Below are 18,179 nucleotides of genomic sequence, written 5' to 3' on the forward strand. Positions count from 1 at the left end.
AGTGCTATTCCTTCGGCTGACCGCCGCCGGCAGTGATCACTTGCACGCTCATGCGTGGCGTCGCCAGATCCAGCCCGGCTTCGTCCAGATGTCGTTTCAGGGACAGGTTGAACGCCCGGGACACTTCCCACTGTTTGATCGGCGCAGTCTTGAACCGCGCGCGCAAAATCGCGCTGCCGGACTCGAAACTTTCCACGCCCTGAATCTCCAGCGGTGACCAGATGTTGCGTCGCTGCAACGGATCGGTACGCATCTTCTGCCCGACTTCGCGCATCAGTTTGATCGCGTCGTCGATTTCCATGTTGTACGGCACCGCGACGCGGAAAATTGCGTAGCCGAATTCCCGCGAGTAGTTCTTGATGCTTTTGATTTCGCTGAACGGGATGGTGTGGACGATGCCGTCGATGTCGCGCAGGCGCACGGTGCGGATGGTCAGGCCTTCGACGGTGCCGAGGTGGCCGCCGACGTCGACGTAGTCGTCGATGGCCAGCGAGTCTTCGATGATGATGAACAGGCCGGTAATCAAATCCGCGACCAGCGACTGCGCACCGAAACCGATGGCCAGACCGATCACACCGGCACCGGCCAGCAGTGGCGTAACGTTCATGCCCATGTTCGCCAGCGCGACGATCAGCGCAATGATGAATATCGCCACGAACAGCACGTTGCGGATCAGCGGCATCATCGTTTGCGCGCGAGCGTTGGCCAGACCTTTGCGCGAGCGGGTGAGGGCGTGGTGCACGGCCGTGTCGGCGAGGATCCAGATCAGCCAGGAGAAAATCAGCGTACCGATCAGGCTGAACAATTTGACGCTGACGTCGTGCCCTTCACCCTCGGCGAAACCGATCAGCGACTGGCCCCAGACGCGCAGGCCGAGCTCGATAAAGACCAGCCAGACTACCAGGTGCGCGAGGGTGTAGAAGAAGCTTTTCAATCGCTCGGAATACAGCGCGTGACGTTTCGGCCCGCGTTGCGGTTTCAAGGAATGACGGCGCACCAGGCCGTTGATCACCATGCACAACACCAGCAGCACGGTGCAGATCAGCGACTGGCGCAGTGCGGTGCTGGTGTCGCCGGCGGAGACGAACGTGGCGAAAAGCGAGATGCCGACCAGCACCAGCGCCGGCACGTACCAGAACGTGCCGAGGATTTCGATGGTGTCGCTGAGAGCTCGGCGGGTGAGACGTCGAGACAGCGGCTGGTTGCGGATCAGGTGCGCAATCGGCCGGCGGAAACGCAGGATAAACAGGCCGGTCGACAGCGCCGCGAGGACATTGGCGATGGTTGCAGCGGTGTGCGCCAGATGCACGCCGAGGCTTTCGATCAGGCGTGGATCATTCAGCGCCTCACCGAACGCGGCGAAGCTGCCGATCAGCCACAGCGGCCGGAACGCCTGATGACGCAGGATGTACAGCGCACGATGGCGGTGCGGGCCGTCGAGTAGGGAAAACGCGATCACGCAGATCGCCGAGAAACAGGTGCCGACCACCAGCGCATAAGCCAGCACCATCGCCAGGCTTTTGCCCAATGACGATGGCAAGGCGTAGCTCATATAAACGGTCATCACCAACGCGATCAGCCACGGCCCAAGTTTGCGCAATGCAAAGCGCAGCATGTCGAGGGCTTTGGGGTGTTGCGGCAGTTCTTCGGTGAGGCCGAAACGCATACGCACCCGGTGACCGAGCCAGATCAATGCAGCGGCGAGCAGGCTCCAGACCATCAGGATCATGGCGAAGCCGAAGATGATCGGCAGCCACTCGTTGGCCGGCAGCATCATCGCGCTCAGTTCGTCCTTGGCCAGGTCGAACTCGTTGCCCCAGCGGTTGAGCGGGCTGTCGGCGCCGGTGAATTGTTTTTCGAAGCTGGCGAGGGTGCCGCCGATCAAGCCCAGCACGCCTTCTTCGGGGCTGGCCTGGGCCTTTTTGGTGGCGTCGCGCAGCTTCTTCAGGTCGGTCAGCAGTTGCGCGCGTTGCTTGTCGTTTTCCAGCGACTTGATGACTTCGTCGAGGGACTGGCCGAGCGGTTCCTGGGCTTCGGGTTGCGCCTTGTTGGTGTTAAGCAGACCGGGCAAACCGACCGCATGGGCGGGCGCCAGCGGCAATAGCGCCATCAGGCAGACAAGGAACAGACTGGGCAAAGCAAAAAGACGAGCGAACACTAGGCGGTCAACCTCGCAAGGGGCGGATTCGCTGGAGTGTACGAGGCCCACCCATTCAATGCGAGCCGGGTGCGGATTTATTCGTTGAGTTTGGCGAGGATCTTGTAAACCACAGTGGCGAGGATCATCAGCATGCCGATCCACATGGAAAACACACCGGCGTTCTTGTCACGGAAGTTGAAGCCGATGGCCAACAGGATCATTCCGGTCAGGATCGGGACGAGCATGGCGTGGAACGCAGACATCGAAATCATGGAGACTGCCTTGTCGAAATGAATGATGTAAGTCTAGGTCGGTTTTGCTTGAGCTGTTCTGATGTGTATCAGAATCGAGTCAATCCAAAGATGAAATATGTGTGGTCTGAACTGGCGCTTTCGCGAGCAGGCTCGCTCCCACAGTTTGAATGCATTCCAAAGTGGGAGCGAGCCTGCTCGCGAAGTTTTTAGGGCAACTCGCGGCAGGCGTAGAACGCGCTCAGCACTTTGACCAGGTGCGCCAGGTCGTGGCTGCCGCACAGTTCGCGGATCGAGTGCATGGCGAAGGTCGGCAGGCCGATATCGACAGTGCGCACGCCCAGGTGGCTGGCAGTGATCGGGCCGATGGTCGAGCCGCAACCCATGTCGCTGCGCACCACGAAGCTCTGTACCGGGACTTCTTCGGCCATGCACAGATGGCGGAAGAAACCGGCGGTTTCGCTGTTGGTGGCGTAGCGCTGGTTGCTGTTGACCTTGATCACCGGGCCGGCGTTGAGTTTCGGGCCGTGGTTGGCGTCGTGCTTTTCCGCGTAGTTGGGGTGCACGCCGTGGGCGTTGTCGGCCGAGACCAGCAGGGATTTCTGGATGGTGCGGACGAACTCGTCACCTTCCGGCAGCAGACGACGCAGGGTCTGTTCGAGCATCGGGCCGTCGGCACCGCAGGCCGAGCAGGAGCCGACTTCTTCGTGGTCGTTGCACACCAGCACGCAGGTTTCGTCGGTTTCAGCGGTGAGCAAGGCTTGCAGGCCGGCGTAGCACGACAGCAGGTTGTCGAGGCGCGCGCCGGCAATGAAGTCACCGTTGAGGCCGATGACTGCAGCGCTTTGCGTGTCGTAGAAACTCAGCTCGTAATCGAGCACCACGTCGGCGTTCAAACCATGTTCGCGGGCCAGTTGATCGGTGAGCACGGCGCGGAAGTCGACACGCTCGTCACCGGCAAATTGTGCGAGGATCGGCGGCAGTTCGGTCTGCGCGTTGATCGCCCAGCCCTGATTGGCTTCACGGTTGAGGTGAATGGCCAGGTTCGGAATGATCGCGATCGGTGCCTTGAAGTCGATCAACTGGCTTTCGACTTTGCCGTCGCGGCGGAAGGTCACGCGGCCGGCCAGCGACAGATCGCGGTCGAACCACGGTGCCAGCAGCGCGCCGCCGTAGACTTCAACGCCCAGTTGCCAGAAGCCCTGACGCTGCAGTTCCGGTTGCGGCTTGACCCGCAGGCACGGGCTGTCGGTGTGCGCGCCGACCAGGCGGATGCCGCCGTGCAGTGGCGAAGTGCGGCCCATTTTGATCGCGACGATCGAGGAGTCGTTTCGGGTGACGTAATAGCGGCCGTTCGGCTCGGTGGTCCATGGCTCGCGCTCGTCGAGGCGCACGAAACCGGCAGCCTCCAGACGCTGCACCAGACTGGCGGTGGCGTGGAACGGGGTAGGGGAGGCCTTGAGAAAGTCGATCAGGCCTTGGTTCAACTCTTCGCGCATAAGAAACTCCAGACAGCAATGGGCGGGAGTTTAACGCATCGGCCGGGGAATTGAATCTGAACCGGATCCCTGTAGGAGCTGCCGAAGGCTGCGATCTTTTGATCTTGTTTTGATTTACGAAACACCAGATCAAAAGATCGCAGCCTTCGGCAGCTCCTGCATGGGGCCGGCGGTGGGGGTCAGAAGGGGGCGGGGCACTCGAAGCGCAGGCGTTCGCCGGTTTGCGGGTGGGTGAAGCTGAGCATGCTCGCGTGCAGGCACAGGCGTGGCCAGGCCGCCAGCGCCTGCTCGTGGGCGTAGAGGCCATCACCGAGCAGCGGATGTCCAATGGACAGCATGTGCACGCGTAACTGGTGCGAACGCCCGGTGATTGGCGTCAGCTCGACGCGACACCAGTCACCGCAACGTTCCAGCACACGCCAGAAGGTCAGCGCATGTTTGCCGAATTCGTGATCGACGACATGGCGCGGTTTGGTCGGCGGGTCGTAACGCAAGGGCAGGTCGATGCTGCCACTGTCGAGTTCCGGCTGACCCCAGGCCAAAGCGGTGTAGGCCTTTTCGGTTTCGCGGTCGTGAAACTGGCGCGACAGTTCGCGATGCGTGTCGGCGTCACGCGCCAGCAGAATGATGCCGGAGGTTTCCCAGTCCAGGCGATGGACGATGCGCGCTTCCGGGTAGCCGTTTTCCTGCAGGCGGGTAATCAGGCAATCCTTGTTGTCGTCGGCGCGACCGGGCACCGAGAGCAGCAACGTCGGTTTGTCGACCACCAGTACGGCGGCGTCCTGATGGATGATGCGGATGTTGGACAGCGGCATTAAAACAGCCTCGTAACAAATGCCAACGGCGGCTCGGAACTGCTGATAACCCTGTAGGAGCTGCCGAAGGCTGCGATCTTTTGACGTTGAAGATCAAAAGATCGCAGCCTTCGGCAGCTCCTACACAAGCATCAATAGTCCGAGCCGCCGTAGCGACTGCCAAATCGACTCAGCGATCAGGCAGGGTGATGTTGAGTTCCAGAATCGAGCAACTGCCCTGGCTTTCCAGTGCAACATGTACGTCGTCGTTGCCGATGTTGACGTACTTGCGGATCACGTCGACCAGTTCCTTCTGCAAGGCTGGCAAGTAATCCGGCGTGCTGCGCTGGCCGCGCTCATGCGCCACGATGATCTGTAGACGCTCTTTCGCTACCGAGGCGGTACTTGGCTTTTTGTTGGCACGAAAGAAGTCAAAAAGGTTCATTACCTACCTCCAAACAGGCGCTCGAAGAATCCCTTCTTCGTAACATCGAGGAAACGATGTTCTTTTTCTTTGCCCAGCAGACGATCAACGGCATCGCTGTACGCCTGACCGGCATCGCTCTGGTCGTCGAGAATCACCGGGACGCCCGAGTTGGAAGCTTTCAGGACCGCCTGCGACTCTGGGATGACGCCCAGCAGGGTCACGGCCAGAATTTCCTTCACGTCTTCGACGCCCAGCATCTCGCCATCGCTGACGCGCTGCGGGTTGTAACGGGTCAGCAGGAGGTGTTCCTTGATCGGCTCTTCGCCGAGTTCGGCACGACGCGATTTGCTGGCCAGCAGGCCGAGCATGCGGTCGGAGTCGCGTACCGAGGACACTTCCGGGTTGGTCACGATGATCGCTTCGTCGGCGAAATACATCGCCAGGTGCGCACCTTTCTCGATGCCCGCCGGGGAGTCGCAGACCACGAATTCGAAGTCTTCCTTCAATTGCATCAGGACTTTTTCCACGCCTTCCTGGGTCAGCGCGTCTTTGTCGCGGGTCTGACTGGCGGCCAGTACGTAGAGGTTTTCCAGGCGCTTGTCTTTGATCAGGGCCTGTTGCAGGTTGGCTTCGCCGTTGACTACGTTGACGAAGTCATACACCACGCGGCGCTCGCAACCCATGATCAGGTCAAGGTTACGCAAGCCCACGTCGAAGTCGACGATCACTGTTTTGTGGCCGCGCAGAGCGAGGCCGGTACCGATAGCGGCGCTGGTGGTGGTCTTACCCACACCACCCTTGCCGGATGTAACCACGAGAATCTTGGCCAAGGTGTTTCACCCCTAAGGAAGAAGGACTTTTTAGCCCCTGAAAAACATCTCTTGAAAACTACTGCAGTCGGACAGCCTTGGCTGGAATTTGGCTTTTGGCCTTTTTCCTACTTCGTTTGAGCCGTTTTCGCTACGTTTTAGAGATGCTTGGAAAATGCGGCAGTATCCGTTAAAGCCGAATGATGTTCAACACGTCGGCCGACAGGCTGACCTGTACGCCGGAGCCCCACAGTGGATCGCGGCGCAAATCTTCGGAAACCTTGTAATGGCCGGCGATGGAGATCAGTTCAGCGCTCAATTGCTGACAGAAAATCCGTGCCTTGGTATCACCCTTCACGCCGGCCAGCGCACGGCCACGCATCGGGCCGTATACATGGATGTTGCCATCGGCGAGAAGTTCCGCCCCCGGACTGACCGAAGACACCACGACCAGATCGCCACCCTGGGCATATATCTGTTGGCCACCACGTACTGGCGTCGTGATGATGCGGGTCGGTTTGATGGTCGGCTCTGGCGGCTTTTCCGGTTTCTTTTTGACTTCCGGTTCCGGGGCTTCCAGCGGCCGCTCACGGGCGCCCGACGGTGGCAGCACCGGAATGTCGATGGCGATGGCGGCGGCGATGTCTTCGATACGGCTGGCGCGAATCGCCAGGGTGCGCAGGCCATGTTGACGGCACACACGCATCAGGCCCGGCAGATCGACGGCGCCTTCGCTCGGCGGCAGTTTGTCCAGCGCCAGAACCAGCGGCGCGTTGCTGAAGAAGTTCGGCGCCTGGGCGACTTTGGCGGCCAATTGCCGATCGAGGCTTTCGAGGTCGTTACGGGCCAGTTCCAGCACAGTAATGGCCAGCATGCTGCCCTTGAGCTGGAATACGGGATCTTGGTCTAACGGTTCGGTTTGGCTCATGTCGGCATACAACGGCTTGTCACTAAAAGTGCCGAGACTTATAACGAGAACGCCCGCGAGCCGCAAGCCGGGTCGAACGATGTAGAATGCGCGGCCACTGTATTTACGGAAGCTTTAATGGATCGCCCGCGTTTTCGAACAGCCTTTTTATCGCCACGCTTCTGGCCGCTCTGGTGCGGTCTGGGGCTTTTGTGGCTGATCGTCCAGTTGCCGTATCCGGCCTTGCTGACCATCGGTCGCGTTTTGGGCGCGTTGATGTATCGCGTGGCCGGCGACCGGCGGCGCATTGCCAAGCGCAATCTTGAACTGTGCTTCCCGGAAAAATCCGCCGCCGAGCGCAAACGCCTGCTCAAGGAGAATTTCGCCTCCACCGGTATCGCCTTTTTCGAAATGGCCATGAGCTGGTGGTGGTCGCGCGAGCGTCTGGCCAGGCTGGCCCACGTTGAGGGCCTGGAGCACTTGCAAAAGGCCCAGCGCGAAGGCAAAGGCGTGATCCTGATGGCGGCGCATTTCACCACGCTGGAAATCGGCGCGGCGTTGCTCGGTCAGCAGCACACGATTGATGGCATGTACCGCGAACACAAAAACCCGTTGTTCGACTTCGTCCAGCGTCGCGGTCGCGAGCGGCACAATCTCGATTCGCTGGCAGTGGAGCGTGACGACGTGCGCGGCATGCTCAAACTGCTGCGCTCCGGTCGCGCGATCTGGTACGCACCGGATCAGGATTACGGCGCCAAGCAGAGCATCTTCGTGCCACTGTTCGGCATTCAGGCGGCGACCGTGACGGCGACGACGAAATTTGCCCGTCTGGGCAAGGCGCTGGTGGTGCCGTTCACACAGGAACGTCTGGCCGATGGCAGCGGTTATCGCTTGGTGATTCATCCGCCGCTGGAAGATTTCCCCGGCGAAACCGAAGAAGCCGACTGCATTCGCATCAATCAGTGGGTCGAGAGCGCCTTGCGTGCCTGTCCCGAGCAGTACCTGTGGGCGCATCGGCGCTTTAAGAGCCGTCCACCGGGCGAGCCGAAGCTTTACGCCAAACGCGGTTGATTCACCCATCCTTTTAAGCACCATGGAGTGTTGCGATGAGCCCAGCTGAACCGGTCACAGGTTTGATTCTTTCCGGCGGCGGGGCTCGGGCGGCGTATCAGGTGGGGGTGCTGGCGGCGATTGCCGAATTGCTGCCGATTGGCGCGGACAATCCGTTTCCGGTGATCGTCGGCACATCGGCCGGGGCGATTAACGCGGTCAGCCTCGCCAGTGGCGCCACGGACTTTCGCGCTGCGATCGAACGTCTGACCTTGTTCTGGCAGGGCTTTCGCAGCCATCGCGTGCTGCGCAGTGACTGGCCCGGGGTTATCCGTCAGGCCAGCCGCTTTGTCAGCCACAGCCTGCTCGGCCTCGGTCGGCAACTGCCGGTGGCGCTGCTCAACAGTTCGCCACTGCGCGACTTGCTCGAAGAAAAACTGCACATGCCCGGCATCGCCGAATCCATCGCCCGCAAGCAATTGCATGCGGTGGCGGTGACGGCGTTCGGCTATGAGTCGGGGCAAGCAGTGACGTTCTATCAGGGGGGCGGCACGATCGATGCCTGGTTGCGTCACCGGCGCATTGGCGTGCCGACGGAACTGACGGTGGAGCACCTGCTCGCCAGTTCGGCGATCCCGTTGCTGTTCGCGCCGGTCAAACTCGGCGATGAATATTTTGGCGACGGCGCGGTGCGGCAATCGGCGCCGATCAGCCCGGCATTGCACCTGGGCGCGAGCCGAGTGCTGGTGGTGGGCGTCAGTGGCAACCCGCGCGGGTTCGATCCGCAGCAGCCGCTGGAACGCGCCTACACCGGGCAACAACCGACGCTGGCGCAGATTGGCGGGCACATGCTCAACAGCACGTTCATTGACAGTCTGGAGAGCGACATCGAGTTACTTCAGCGTCTCAACCAGTTCAGCCACTTGATGCCCGCCGGCACACCGACGCGTGAGTTGGGTGTGGCGCCGGTGGAGGTGCTGGTGATCTCGCCGAGTCAGCCGATCGATGAAATCGCGGCGCGGCATCGCCAGGAGTTGCCGGCGGCGTTGCGCTTGTTCTTGCGCGGGCCGGGGGCGACCAAGACCAGTGGGGCAGGGGTGTTGAGTTATCTGCTGTTCGAGGCGGGGTATTGCAGCGAGTTGATCGATCTGGGGCGGCGCGATGCGCTGGCCAAGCGCGAGGAGCTGTGCCGGTTTTTGGGATTGCCATTTTAAAGCAAAAGATCGCAGCCTTCGGCAGCTCCTACATTAGAATGCGCTATCCCTGTAGGAGCTGGCGAAGCCTGCGATCTTTTGATTTTTATCAGAAGTGGTACTTCACCAGGAAGCTGGTGTTGCTCTGATTGGTCTTGAACGCACCGGTATCGTCGATGCCGTACTTGTCTTTCCAGTAGTCGTATTCAACACCGACATACAACTGCTTCTCACCCAGACGCAGCGCCTTGCCCAGGTCATATTTGATCTGTGGGTTGAAGTGCAGGTTGGCGTGGTACTCGCCCTTTTTGTTGACGTCGTTGTCGCTGACCCAGTCCATGAAACCGTCGATCAGTATGTTCGAGTCGCCGACCGGAATGGTGTACGACCACACCGGGGTGATCTGCCAGACATTGTCACCCGCACGCGGGCCTTCGGTGTGGCGCTGGTAGAAGTTCAACTGGAAGTAGTCGAAGCCCGGGATGGCCAGGTCGAAACCAGGACCGATCAGATACGACTCGACGTCGCCTTCACCGAACTCATAGGTCATCGCCAGCAGCACGTCTTTGATCGGACCGAATTCGATCTTCTGGTCGAGGATCTTGCCCAGCGACAGGCGCGGGCTGAACTCGCCGTAATAGGTGTTGTTGCCGACGCCGCTATCAGGCTTGCCGTTGTAAAAGATCTTGTCGACGAACAGGAAGTTATCCCCGTACTTCCACGCATCGGCGTGTTCGAAGGTGACGGTCTGCTGGATGCGCGGGTTGACCTGGAAGTCTTTGCCATAGAGGTAGGTCAGGCTGTTGTTCTGCCATTGCAGCAGGCCTTCGGCCATGGCCTGACCGCCGGCCAACATCGATCCCGCGAGCATCAGGCTGGTGCACATACGTTTCATTCGGTTGCTCCCAAAGTAGGTGTTCCACGTTGTTTTTTTAAGATCGGCGCTCTGGTGTGGCGCCTTTTTTCGTTGCTGCAAAAATCATCCAATCGGTCAGCTTTGCTGCTTGTGGCAAGCGATATAGCAAGAGCTGGGCCAAGGCTTTCGAAAAGCAAAAAAACGCCCTCTCGGCTGCTTAAAAACAGTCGATTGAGCGTGTTTTCGGGATGCCTCGGTACTGACCGGGGCCGGGATAAGTTGGCTTTTCGGTCAGGAATTAAATCCGGGCTTTTTTTTAGACCGAATTCAAGAGGTCGCGGAGAATACTGACTCCTCGGCCAGCTCTCAAGTGCCCCGCAACAGAGCACCGACGACAAGTATGGGGCACGGTTGCGGGCCATCTTAAAAGTGCACCTTCACCAGCAGGCTGGCGGTGTTCTGATTGGTGTCGAAGTTGTGCGTGTTTTCGACGCCGTATTTGTTTTTCCAATAGCTGTATTCGGTGCCGACATACAGTTGCTTCTGGCTCCAGCCCAAAGCTTTGCCGAGGTCATATTTGATCTGCGGATTGATGTGCAGGTTGGCGTGGTAGGTGCCGCGCGAGTTCTCATCGTTGTCGACCACCCAGTCGAGGTAGCCGTCGATCAGCACATCGGAATTGCCCAGGGGAAAGCTATAGGACCAGCCGGGGGTGATCTGCCAGACGCCGTCGCCGGGACGTGGGCCTTCGGTCTGGCGGCGGAAGATGTTCAGGGTGACGTAGTTGAAGCCCGGCACCTTGAGGTCGAAGCCGGGGCCGATCAGGTAGGCCTCGCTGTCGCCTTCGCCGTACTCGTAAGTCATGGCGAGCAGGACGTCTTTGATCGGGCCGAACTCGAGTTTCTGGTCGAAGATCTTGCCGAACGAGAAGCGCGGGGTGAATTCACCGTAGAACGCATGCGGGCCTTTGTTCGCGTCTTCCTTGCCGTTGTAGAAGATCTTGTCGACGAACAGGAAGTTATCGCCGTACTTCCACTTGTCGGCGTGCTCGAAGGTGAGCGTCTGCTGGATCGACGGGTTGATCGCGAAGTTCTTGCCGTACAGGTAGCTGAGGCTGTTGGTTTGCCACAGCAGCAAATCGCCGGCCATGGCCTGACTCGCGGCCAGCAGGCCGCCACTCAACAGAACGTTGGTTTGCGTGCGAATCATCTGTTGCTCCCTCTTGTTTTTATTGTTTGAGGCGCAGAGCGGTTGCTTGCCCCCTGTGGGAGCGAGCCTGCTCGCGAAGAGGGCGTGTCAGTCGCCATCACTGTTGAATGACACACCGCTTTCGCGAGCAGGCTCGCTCCCACAAGGTTTTGTGGTGACTTCGTTAATGCTGGTGCGCGTGGCAGTCGTTGATCGCTGCGCGCTCTTTGCCGCCGAGAATGTTGAACAACAGGTTCAGCGTCAGTGCGCTGAGTGTTGCCATGGCGATGCCGCTGTGGGTAATCGGGCTCATCCACAGCGGCAGGTGCGCGAAGAACTCCGGACGCACCACCGGAATCAGGCCCATGCCGATGCTCACCGCGACCAGCAACTGGTTGCGGCGGTCACCGATGTCGGCTTCCTGGAGAATCTTGATCCCGGTCGCGGCGACCATGCCGAACATCGCAATCGCTGCGCCGCCCAATACCGCCGGTGGAATCGACGCCACCAGAAACGCCGCTTTCGGCAGCAGGCTCAGGACGATCAGCAGGCCACCGGCAACGATGGTTACCGAGCGGCAACGCACGCCGGTCATTTGCACCAGACCGATGTTCTGCGCGAACGAGGAGTGGGTGAAGGTGTTGAAGAAACCGGCGAAGAACGACGCGCCGGCATCGCACAGCAAGCCGCGACGCAGCATGCGCGGGCAGACTTCCTGGCCGGTGATCTTGCCCAGGGCGAGGAACATCCCGGTGGATTCTACGAAGATGATTACCACCACCAGGCACATCGACAGGATCGGTGCCAGTTCGAATTTCGGCATGCCGAAATGCAGCGGGGTGACGAACTGAACCCAGGGCGCATTGGCCATGCCGCTCAGATCGACCATACCGATCGCACCGCACAGCAGGTAGCCCAGGCACATGCCGATCAGCACGGAAATATTCACCCAGAAACCGCGCATGAAACGGTGAACCAACAGAATGGTGCCCAGCACCAAGGCGGCGATGGCCAGATAAATCGGTGAGCCGAATTGCGCAGCAGCGGCGCCGCCACCGGCCCAGTTCACGGCCACGGGGAAGAGCGACAAACCGATCGAGGTGATGACCGTGCCGGTCACCAGCGGCGGGAAGAAGCGTACGACCTTGGACATGAACGGCGCGATGAGCATGCCGAAGAAACCGGCGGCGATCGTCGCACCGAAGATGCCTTGCAGGCCTATACCGGGCATGCCGGCCATGGCGACCATGCTGCCGACGGCAGCAAAACTGGCGCCCATCATCACCGGCATGCGAATGCCCATCGGGCCTATCCCTAAGGACTGCACGATGGTGGCGATGCCGGCGACCAGCAGGTCGGCGTTGATCAGGAAGGCGATTTCTTCACGACTCAGGCCAGCGGCCTGTCCAATGATCAGCGGCACCGCGATGGCACCACCGTACATCAGCAGAACATGTTGCAAACCGACCAGGATCAGTTGCAAAAGGGGCAATCGCTGAATGGCGGGTGCGTCGGGGATGCGCGCTTTGGACAGCTCGGACATGCAACACCTCGGATCTTTTTATTCTTGTGATTGAACAGCTGCCGGGTTGCTCACAGCTGTTTCTTTGCATCAGGTAAACCGCGTTAAGGCGATTCGCGAGCAGGCTCGCTCCCACAGGAAATGCGCGATCTCTGTGGGAGCGAGCCTGCTCGCGAAGCTTTGTTGCTTAGTTGGTCTGTGCTCCCTGGGCGATCCATGCACCGATCAGGTCACGTTCCTGCTGGGTCATCTGTGTGATGTTGCCCAGTGGCATGATCTGCGTGGTGATGGCTTGCGCCTGGATGCGCGCCGCGTTCTGGCGGATCTGCTCAGGGGTGTCGAGCATCACACCGGCCGGGGCGGCGCTGAACAGCGGGCTGGTCGGTTTCGCCGAGTGGCAAACCGTGCAACGTTCTTGAATCACGTTGTGCACTTTGTCGAAACCCGGGCCAGCGTTGGACGCCTGTGCCGGTGCAGCAGGTGCTTCTGCGGGTGCGGCAGGTGCCGCCGCTTCAGCCGGTTTCGCACCACCGCCCAGCGCCGTTTCCGGCAACGGTTGGTACTCGATTTTTGCCGGAGCCTTGGCCACTTCCGGCGCGGTCGACATCGGCATCGGGCCGGTGACGTACGCCAGACTGATCATGCCCACCGCCGCAACCGGCAGGGTCCAGGCAAACTTGTGGCTGTCGTGACGGGTGTTGAAGTAGTGACGCACCAACACCGCCAACACCGCGATCCCGGCCAGGATCAACCAGTTGTACTGGCTGCCATACGTGCTCGGGAAGTGGTTGCTGATCATGATGAACAGCACCGGCAGGGTGAAGTAGTTGTTATGACGCGAACGCAACAGACCCTTGGCTGGCAACGCCGGATCCGGCGTACGGTTCTCGGCAATCGCCGCGACCAGTGCACGTTGCGCCGGCATGATGATGCGGAACACGTTACCGACCATGATGGTGCCGATGATCGCGCCGACGTGCAGGTACGCACCACGACCGCTGAACACTTTGCTGAAGCCATACGCCGCGCCAATGATCAGCACGAACAGAATGAAGCCGAGCAGAGCAGGGCGTTTGCCCAGCGCCGAGTCGCACAGGAAGGAGTAGATGAACCAGCCGAGGAACAGCGAGCCGATACCGATGGCCACGCCTTCAGGGCCGCTCAGGGTGCTGCCCGGAGCCAGCAGGTAGAGCGTTGGATTGGAGTAGAACACCACGCACAGCAGCGCGATACCCGACATCCAGGTGAAGTAGGCTTCCCATTTGAACCAGTGCAGGTTCTCCGGCATGGCCGGCGGGGCCAGTTTGTATTTTTCGAGGTGATAGATACCGCCACCGTGGATCGCCCACAGGTCACCGGCCAGGCCGGTTTTCGGGTTGACGCGGTTGAGGTTGTTCTCCAGCCAGACGAAGTAGAACGACGCGCCGATCCAGGCCACGCCAGTGATCATGTGAACCCAGCGCACGCTCAGGTTCAGCCATTCCAACAGATGTGCTTCCACAGTCTTTACCTCTCGCCTGTCACTCTTGTTGTCGAGTGATCAGACCTTCTCTTATTGGTGGGGGGCGAGGATCAAACGCTCATCCTCTTTGAAAAAATGCTCATCGCAGTTATTGCCTGTGCCACTGCGATCAACCACCAGGAAGTCATCCCGCTTTTCGATCGTCAGCACCGGGTGGTGCCAGACGCCGCGATGGTAATTAATGCCCTGCCTGCCGTTGGTGACGAAGGCGCGGACCAAGCCTGATACAGGTTCATCGCCAACTGGCGCGACCACGATCAGAAAGGGGTTGCCGAGCAGCGGAATGAAAGCCTGGCTGCCCAGCGGATGGCGTTCCAGCATGCAAACGGTCAGCGGCATGTCCTGCGCGTCGGCGCGGAAAATGCTGATGATCGCGTTGTCCTCAGGCTGAGCGGTTTCGACCGTCGCCAGTTTATGGAAGCGCATGGTCGAACCGTTGTTGATCATGAAGTGATCGCTGCCGTCGGTTTCGATCACGTCACCGAAAGGGGCGAAGGCTTCTTTGCTCAGCGGTTCAATCTGTAGTGTGCGCATGCTGTTCTTCTTATCCGAATTCTGTGTTGACTGTTCTGACGCCTTCGCGAGCAGGCTCGCTCCCACAGGGGATTGCATTCTAAATGTGGGAGCGAGCCTGCTCGCGAATGGTTTCAGCGCTTATTTAGCGACCTTGCCCAAAACGCGCAGGCGACTCACACCACCGTCCGGGAACACGTTCAGGCGGATGTGGGTGATCGGGCCCAGCGCCTTGATCTGCTCGACGAAGGTGTGTTCGGCGTGCATTTCCAGCTTCTGGCTCGGCAGCAGTTCGCGCCAGAACAACGACTGGGTTTCGATCTGGCTGTCAGTACCGCCCTTGACGAACGCGCCCTGGATCGAGCAGGTGTCCGGGTAGTTGCCTTTGAAGTGCAGGGTGTCGACGACGATCTTCTCGATCTCGCCCGGATGACCCAGCGCGACGATGACCCAGTCATTGCCCGGGGTGCGACGACGTGCCGTTTCCCAGCCGTCGCCCATGTTGATGCCACGGCCCGGGTTGAGGATGTTGCTCATGCGGCCGAAGTGTTCGTCGGAGCAGGCGAGGGCGCGGCCACCATTCAGGGCCGCTGCCAGATCGACTTGCTCGTTGTCGCCAACCGCCGACCAGTCGCGGAACGGAATGCCGTACACGCGCAGACGGGCGACACCACCGTCCGGGTAGATGTTGAAGCGCAGGTGGCTGAACGCCTGGTCGTTGCTGATTTCGTGGTAGTGGTGGCTGTTGCCCTGCAGCTCGACGGCCGACAGCACTTCAGTCCACTGAGTGTTTTCATCAGGCTCGCCCGAGGCCAGGAAGCACGCTTCCAGAGAGGCCGATGGCGGGAAGTTGCCGGTGAAGAATGAAGTGTCGATGTCCACGCCTTTGATCGAGCCCGGTACGCCCAGACGGATTACGGCGCTGTCGAAGCCTTCGAAGCGCTTGCGGCGCGATTCCCAGCCGTCCATCCACTTGCCGTTGTCGTCGAACACGCCCTCCTTCCATACGGCCGGGGTCGGTTGAAACAGACGATTGGCGTCTGCGAACCAGTCATCGGTGACCGAGATGATTTTGGTGCCCAGACGGGCATCGGCCAGGTTGACGAATTTTTCGAAAGGTACGGCGTAAGCTTTCATTCTTCTTGTCTGCCTTTAAATAAGTGGCTGGGGATGCTTGCAAGACCCTGGGTACTCTCCGCGTTTGATGTACTCGGGTCAGGCTCGCTATAGGGTCAGTAAACGGAACAGGGCAATCTTGTTGATCTCCGCCAGCGCGCATTTGAACTCGGTATCGACCGAGTTGTGAATGCGCGTTTCGAACGCCGCGAGGATCTGATGCCGGTTGCTGCCTTTTACCGCCATGATGAAGGGAAACTTGAACTTGGCTTTGTAGGCGTCGTTCAGCTCGGTGAAGCGCTGGAACTCTTCGGCCGTGCATTGGTGAATACCGGCGCCCGCCTGTTCATTGGTGCTGGCTTCGGTCAATTGGCCCTGGACGGCGGCTTTGCCGGCCAGGTCCGGGTGAGCGTTGATCAGCGCAAGCTGGCTGGCGTGATCGGCGCTCAACAGGATGTCGCTCATGCGCTGGTGCAGGGTTTCGATCTCGTCGATCGAAGCGTCCGCGCCCAGGTCGTAGGCCTTCTCGGCCACCCATGGCGAATGTTCATAGATGTCGGCGAAAGCGTTGACGAAAGCGTCGCGGCTCAGGCTCGACGGTTGCAGGGTTTGAAAGCGGCTCATTGGGCGGCCCCTTGGTACGGGTGGGTTTCGTGCCAGTGACGCGCGATGTCGACGCGACGGCTGAACCACACCTGTTCATGACTTTTGGCGTATTCGATAAAGCGCTTGAGCGAAGCGAGGCGACCCGGACGGCCGATCAAGCGGCAGTGCAGACCGATCGAGAGCATTTTCGGCGCTTCGGCACCTTCGGCGTAGAGCACGTCGAACGCATCTTTGAGGTATTCGAAGAAATCGTCCCCCTTGTTGAAACCCTGCACCTGGGTGAAGCGCATGTCGTTGGTGTCGAGGGTGTACGGGATCACCAGATGCGGCTTGCCGGTCGGGTTGTTCGGTTCCCAGTAAGGCAGGTCGTCGTCGTAGGTGTCGCAGTCGTAGAGGAAACCACCTTCTTCCATCACCAGACGACGGGTGTTCGGCCCGGTGCGACCGGTGTACCAGCCCAATGGGCGCTCGCCGGTGATTTCGGTGAGGACGCGGATCGCTTCGAGCATGTGCTCGCGTTCCTGCGCTTCGTCCATGTACTGGTAGTCGATCCAGCGGTAGCCGTGGCTGCAGATCTCGTGGCCGGCTTCGACCATCGCGCGGATCACATCCGGGTGGCGCTGGGCGGCCATCGCTACGGCGAAAATGGTCAGCGGAATGTCGAATTCCTTGAACAGTTTCAGAATCCGCCAGACCCCGGCGCGGCTGCCATACTCGTAAAGCGATTCCATGCTCATGTTGCGCGCGCCTTGCAGCGGCTGAGCGGCAACCATTTCGGAGAGGAAGGCTTCGGACTCTTTGTCGCCGTGCAGGATATTGCGCTCGCCACCTTCTTCGTAATTGAGTACGAAAGACAGGGCGATGCGGGCATTGCCCGGCCAGTGTGGGTGAGGAGGGTTACTGCCGTAACCGATCAGGTCGCGTGGGTAGTCAGCGCTCACTGCAGTCTTCCTTCTTATTCATGACTGTTTCAAAGTCGGGATTTTGTGGCGGCCTGGCGGTGAGTTAACAGGCTGGCGTCACAGCGATGGGCTGATTGTATACAACTTTATTCTCAATTTGTAAGCCTGAATTTTCGCATTTTTCACCGACTGTCATCTTTTGCTGCTATTGGCGTGAGCCTGCAAGAAACCTGCCTGACCAGTCAGCTAATGGATGGGAGGTGCAATGAATAGGCGTGTTGCTGACAGAACGCGAGGAAACCCCCGAATGGCGGGGGTGATATGAAAAATGTCGTTTTTATTGTGTACAATTTTTTTGAAAAGTGTCTTAATCAGTCGCTCGCCGCAGCTTTTCGTGCTCCGAATCGGTGCGGTCTCCTTTTTATCTGACTTCGGGAGGCGCGAGGTCTGACTGCTTCCACGCAGGCAGGCGCGCAGAATCAATGGGACGTTTGACAACACACGTTTTGGACGCTGCACACGGTTGCCCGGGCAGTTCGATCAAGGTCGAGCTGTACCGCGTTGAAGGATCGCAGCTGGAATTGGTCGCCAGTGCGGTTACCAACAGCGATGGCCGGGTCGATGCGCCGCTGCTGCAAGGCGATGACTACCGCACCGGGGTCTATCAGGTGCAGTTCCACGCCGGCGATTACTACCGCGCCCGTGGCGTGCAACTGCCGGAACCGGCATTTCTCGATGTGGTGGTGCTGCGTTTCGGCATCTCTGCCGAACAGGATCACTACCACGTGCCACTGCTGATCTCGCCTTACAGCTATTCCACGTACCGGGGCAGCTGACCCCCAAGCAGCTGCCCCCACCGGGAAGCGACTGCGCATATAGCTTCT

18 protein-coding genes are annotated in these 18,179 nt (G+C 59.8%); 3 read left to right on the plus strand and 15 right to left on the minus strand.

Going from position 1 to position 18,179, the window contains the following annotated elements; genetic code table 11:
* Positions 1–4: 4 nt before the first annotated feature.
* The 7 genes from BK670_RS09540 to minC all read right to left on the minus strand — a co-directional run bounded on the left by BK670_RS09540 (position 5) and on the right by minC (position 6,848).
* Entirely contained in the window at positions 5–2,158 is a 2,154-nt protein-coding gene (locus BK670_RS09540) for a mechanosensitive ion channel family protein (protein WP_123449574.1), read from the minus strand.
* Positions 2,159–2,235: 77 nt separating this feature from the next.
* Complete coding sequence (locus BK670_RS29595; protein WP_185036755.1) at positions 2,236–2,412, minus strand: hypothetical protein; 177 nt, start codon at positions 2,410–2,412, stop codon at positions 2,236–2,238.
* Positions 2,413–2,600: 188 nt separating this feature from the next.
* Positions 2,601–3,890, minus strand: a complete 1,290-nt coding sequence (locus BK670_RS09545; RefSeq protein WP_007919200.1) for a M18 family aminopeptidase — start codon at positions 3,888–3,890, stop codon at positions 2,601–2,603.
* 179 nt (positions 3,891–4,069) lie between these two features.
* Positions 4,070–4,705, minus strand: coding sequence for an RluA family pseudouridine synthase (locus BK670_RS09550; protein ID WP_007960625.1), 636 nt, complete (start codon positions 4,703–4,705; stop codon positions 4,070–4,072).
* A gap of 169 nt (positions 4,706–4,874) precedes the next feature.
* Positions 4,875–5,129, minus strand: a complete 255-nt coding sequence (minE, locus tag BK670_RS09560; protein ID WP_003223146.1) for a cell division topological specificity factor MinE — start codon at positions 5,127–5,129, stop codon at positions 4,875–4,877.
* A complete protein-coding gene (gene minD / locus BK670_RS09565; protein WP_123449575.1) occupies positions 5,129–5,941 on the minus strand; it encodes a septum site-determining protein MinD in 813 nt (270 codons plus the stop codon). The genes minE and minD overlap by 1 nt, the downstream gene beginning before the upstream one ends.
* A 169-nt stretch (positions 5,942–6,110) precedes the next feature.
* The gene (gene minC / locus BK670_RS09570; RefSeq protein WP_123449576.1) at positions 6,111–6,848 is read right to left on the minus strand and encodes a septum site-determining protein MinC; all 738 of its coding nucleotides are present in this window, start codon (positions 6,846–6,848) and stop codon (positions 6,111–6,113) included.
* A gap of 117 nt (positions 6,849–6,965) precedes the next feature.
* On the opposite strand from minC, the gene BK670_RS09575 reads away from it, so the two are divergent.
* Together BK670_RS09575 and BK670_RS09580 are read left to right on the plus strand one after the other, a co-directional pair.
* Entirely contained in the window at positions 6,966–7,898 is a 933-nt protein-coding gene (locus BK670_RS09575) for a lipid A biosynthesis lauroyl acyltransferase (protein WP_123449577.1), read from the plus strand.
* 35 nt (positions 7,899–7,933) lie between these two features.
* Positions 7,934–9,091 (plus strand): patatin-like phospholipase family protein, encoded by a 1,158-nt coding sequence (locus BK670_RS09580; protein ID WP_123449578.1) that lies wholly within the window; start codon positions 7,934–7,936, stop codon positions 9,089–9,091.
* An 88-nt stretch (positions 9,092–9,179) separates the two neighbouring features.
* On the opposite strand, the gene BK670_RS09585 is transcribed toward BK670_RS09580, so the two are convergent.
* The 8 genes from BK670_RS09585 to puuE form a co-directional block, all read right to left on the minus strand.
* Complete coding sequence (locus tag BK670_RS09585; RefSeq protein ID WP_123449579.1) at positions 9,180–9,965, minus strand: outer membrane protein OmpK; 786 nt, start codon at positions 9,963–9,965, stop codon at positions 9,180–9,182.
* Positions 9,966–10,349: 384 nt separating this feature from the next.
* The gene (locus tag BK670_RS09590) at positions 10,350–11,135 is read right to left on the minus strand and encodes an outer membrane protein OmpK (RefSeq protein WP_064118622.1); all 786 of its coding nucleotides are present in this window, start codon (positions 11,133–11,135) and stop codon (positions 10,350–10,352) included.
* Between the two features lie 163 nt (positions 11,136–11,298).
* Positions 11,299–12,657, minus strand: coding sequence for a nucleobase:cation symporter-2 family protein (locus tag BK670_RS09595; protein WP_123449580.1), 1,359 nt, complete (start codon positions 12,655–12,657; stop codon positions 11,299–11,301).
* Between the two features lie 166 nt (positions 12,658–12,823).
* The gene (locus BK670_RS09600) at positions 12,824–14,137 is read right to left on the minus strand and encodes a urate hydroxylase PuuD (protein ID WP_123449581.1); all 1,314 of its coding nucleotides are present in this window, start codon (positions 14,135–14,137) and stop codon (positions 12,824–12,826) included.
* Between the two features lie 51 nt (positions 14,138–14,188).
* Entirely contained in the window at positions 14,189–14,692 is a 504-nt protein-coding gene (locus BK670_RS09605) for an ureidoglycolate lyase (RefSeq protein WP_108226901.1), read from the minus strand.
* A gap of 120 nt (positions 14,693–14,812) precedes the next feature.
* Positions 14,813–15,808, minus strand: a complete 996-nt coding sequence (gene alc, locus BK670_RS09610; protein ID WP_007913974.1) for an allantoicase — start codon at positions 15,806–15,808, stop codon at positions 14,813–14,815.
* Between the two features lie 87 nt (positions 15,809–15,895).
* Complete coding sequence (gene uraD / locus BK670_RS09615) at positions 15,896–16,411, minus strand: 2-oxo-4-hydroxy-4-carboxy-5-ureidoimidazoline decarboxylase (protein WP_123449582.1); 516 nt, start codon at positions 16,409–16,411, stop codon at positions 15,896–15,898.
* A complete protein-coding gene (gene puuE / locus BK670_RS09620) occupies positions 16,408–17,334 on the minus strand; it encodes an allantoinase PuuE (RefSeq protein WP_123449583.1) in 927 nt (308 codons plus the stop codon). The genes uraD and puuE overlap by 4 nt, the downstream gene beginning before the upstream one ends.
* 443 nt (positions 17,335–17,777) lie before the next feature.
* On the opposite strand from puuE, the gene uraH reads away from it, so the two are divergent.
* Positions 17,778–18,131 carry a hydroxyisourate hydrolase gene (gene uraH, locus BK670_RS09625; protein WP_008080901.1) on the plus strand — a complete coding sequence of 118 codons (354 nt, stop codon included), beginning with the start codon at positions 17,778–17,780 and terminating at the stop codon, positions 18,129–18,131.
* Positions 18,132–18,179 lie beyond the last annotated feature (48 nt).

The organism is Pseudomonas fluorescens, from assembly GCF_003732425.1.
Taxonomy (GTDB): Bacteria; Pseudomonadota; Gammaproteobacteria; order Pseudomonadales; family Pseudomonadaceae; genus Aquipseudomonas; species Aquipseudomonas fluorescens_BE.

Excerpts from the sequence above, each read along its gene's own strand:
- BK670_RS29595 (WP_185036755.1), bottom strand. The coding sequence starts at position 2,412 with ATGATTTCGATGTCTGCGTTCCACGCCATGCTCGTCCCGATCCTGACC.
- BK670_RS09545 (WP_007919200.1), bottom strand. The coding sequence starts at position 3,890 with ATGCGCGAAGAGTTGAACCAAGGCCTGATCGACTTTCTCAAGGCCTCC.
- BK670_RS09550 (WP_007960625.1), bottom strand. The coding sequence starts at position 4,705 with ATGCCGCTGTCCAACATCCGCATCATCCATCAGGACGCCGCCGTACTG.
- minE (WP_003223146.1), bottom strand. The coding sequence starts at position 5,129 with ATGAACCTTTTTGACTTCTTTCGTGCCAACAAAAAGCCAAGTACCGCC.
- minC (WP_123449576.1), bottom strand. The coding sequence starts at position 6,848 with ATGAGCCAAACCGAACCGTTAGACCAAGATCCCGTATTCCAGCTCAAG.
- BK670_RS09575 (WP_123449577.1), top strand. The coding sequence starts at position 6,966 with ATGGATCGCCCGCGTTTTCGAACAGCCTTTTTATCGCCACGCTTCTGG.
- BK670_RS09580 (WP_123449578.1), top strand. The coding sequence starts at position 7,934 with ATGAGCCCAGCTGAACCGGTCACAGGTTTGATTCTTTCCGGCGGCGGG.
- BK670_RS09585 (WP_123449579.1), bottom strand. The coding sequence starts at position 9,965 with ATGAAACGTATGTGCACCAGCCTGATGCTCGCGGGATCGATGTTGGCC.
- BK670_RS09590 (WP_064118622.1), bottom strand. The coding sequence starts at position 11,135 with ATGATTCGCACGCAAACCAACGTTCTGTTGAGTGGCGGCCTGCTGGCC.
- BK670_RS09595 (WP_123449580.1), bottom strand. The coding sequence starts at position 12,657 with ATGTCCGAGCTGTCCAAAGCGCGCATCCCCGACGCACCCGCCATTCAG.
- BK670_RS09605 (WP_108226901.1), bottom strand. The coding sequence starts at position 14,692 with ATGCGCACACTACAGATTGAACCGCTGAGCAAAGAAGCCTTCGCCCCT.
- alc (WP_007913974.1), bottom strand. The coding sequence starts at position 15,808 with ATGAAAGCTTACGCCGTACCTTTCGAAAAATTCGTCAACCTGGCCGAT.
- uraD (WP_123449582.1), bottom strand. The coding sequence starts at position 16,411 with ATGAGCCGCTTTCAAACCCTGCAACCGTCGAGCCTGAGCCGCGACGCT.
- uraH (WP_008080901.1), top strand. The coding sequence starts at position 17,778 with ATGGGACGTTTGACAACACACGTTTTGGACGCTGCACACGGTTGCCCG.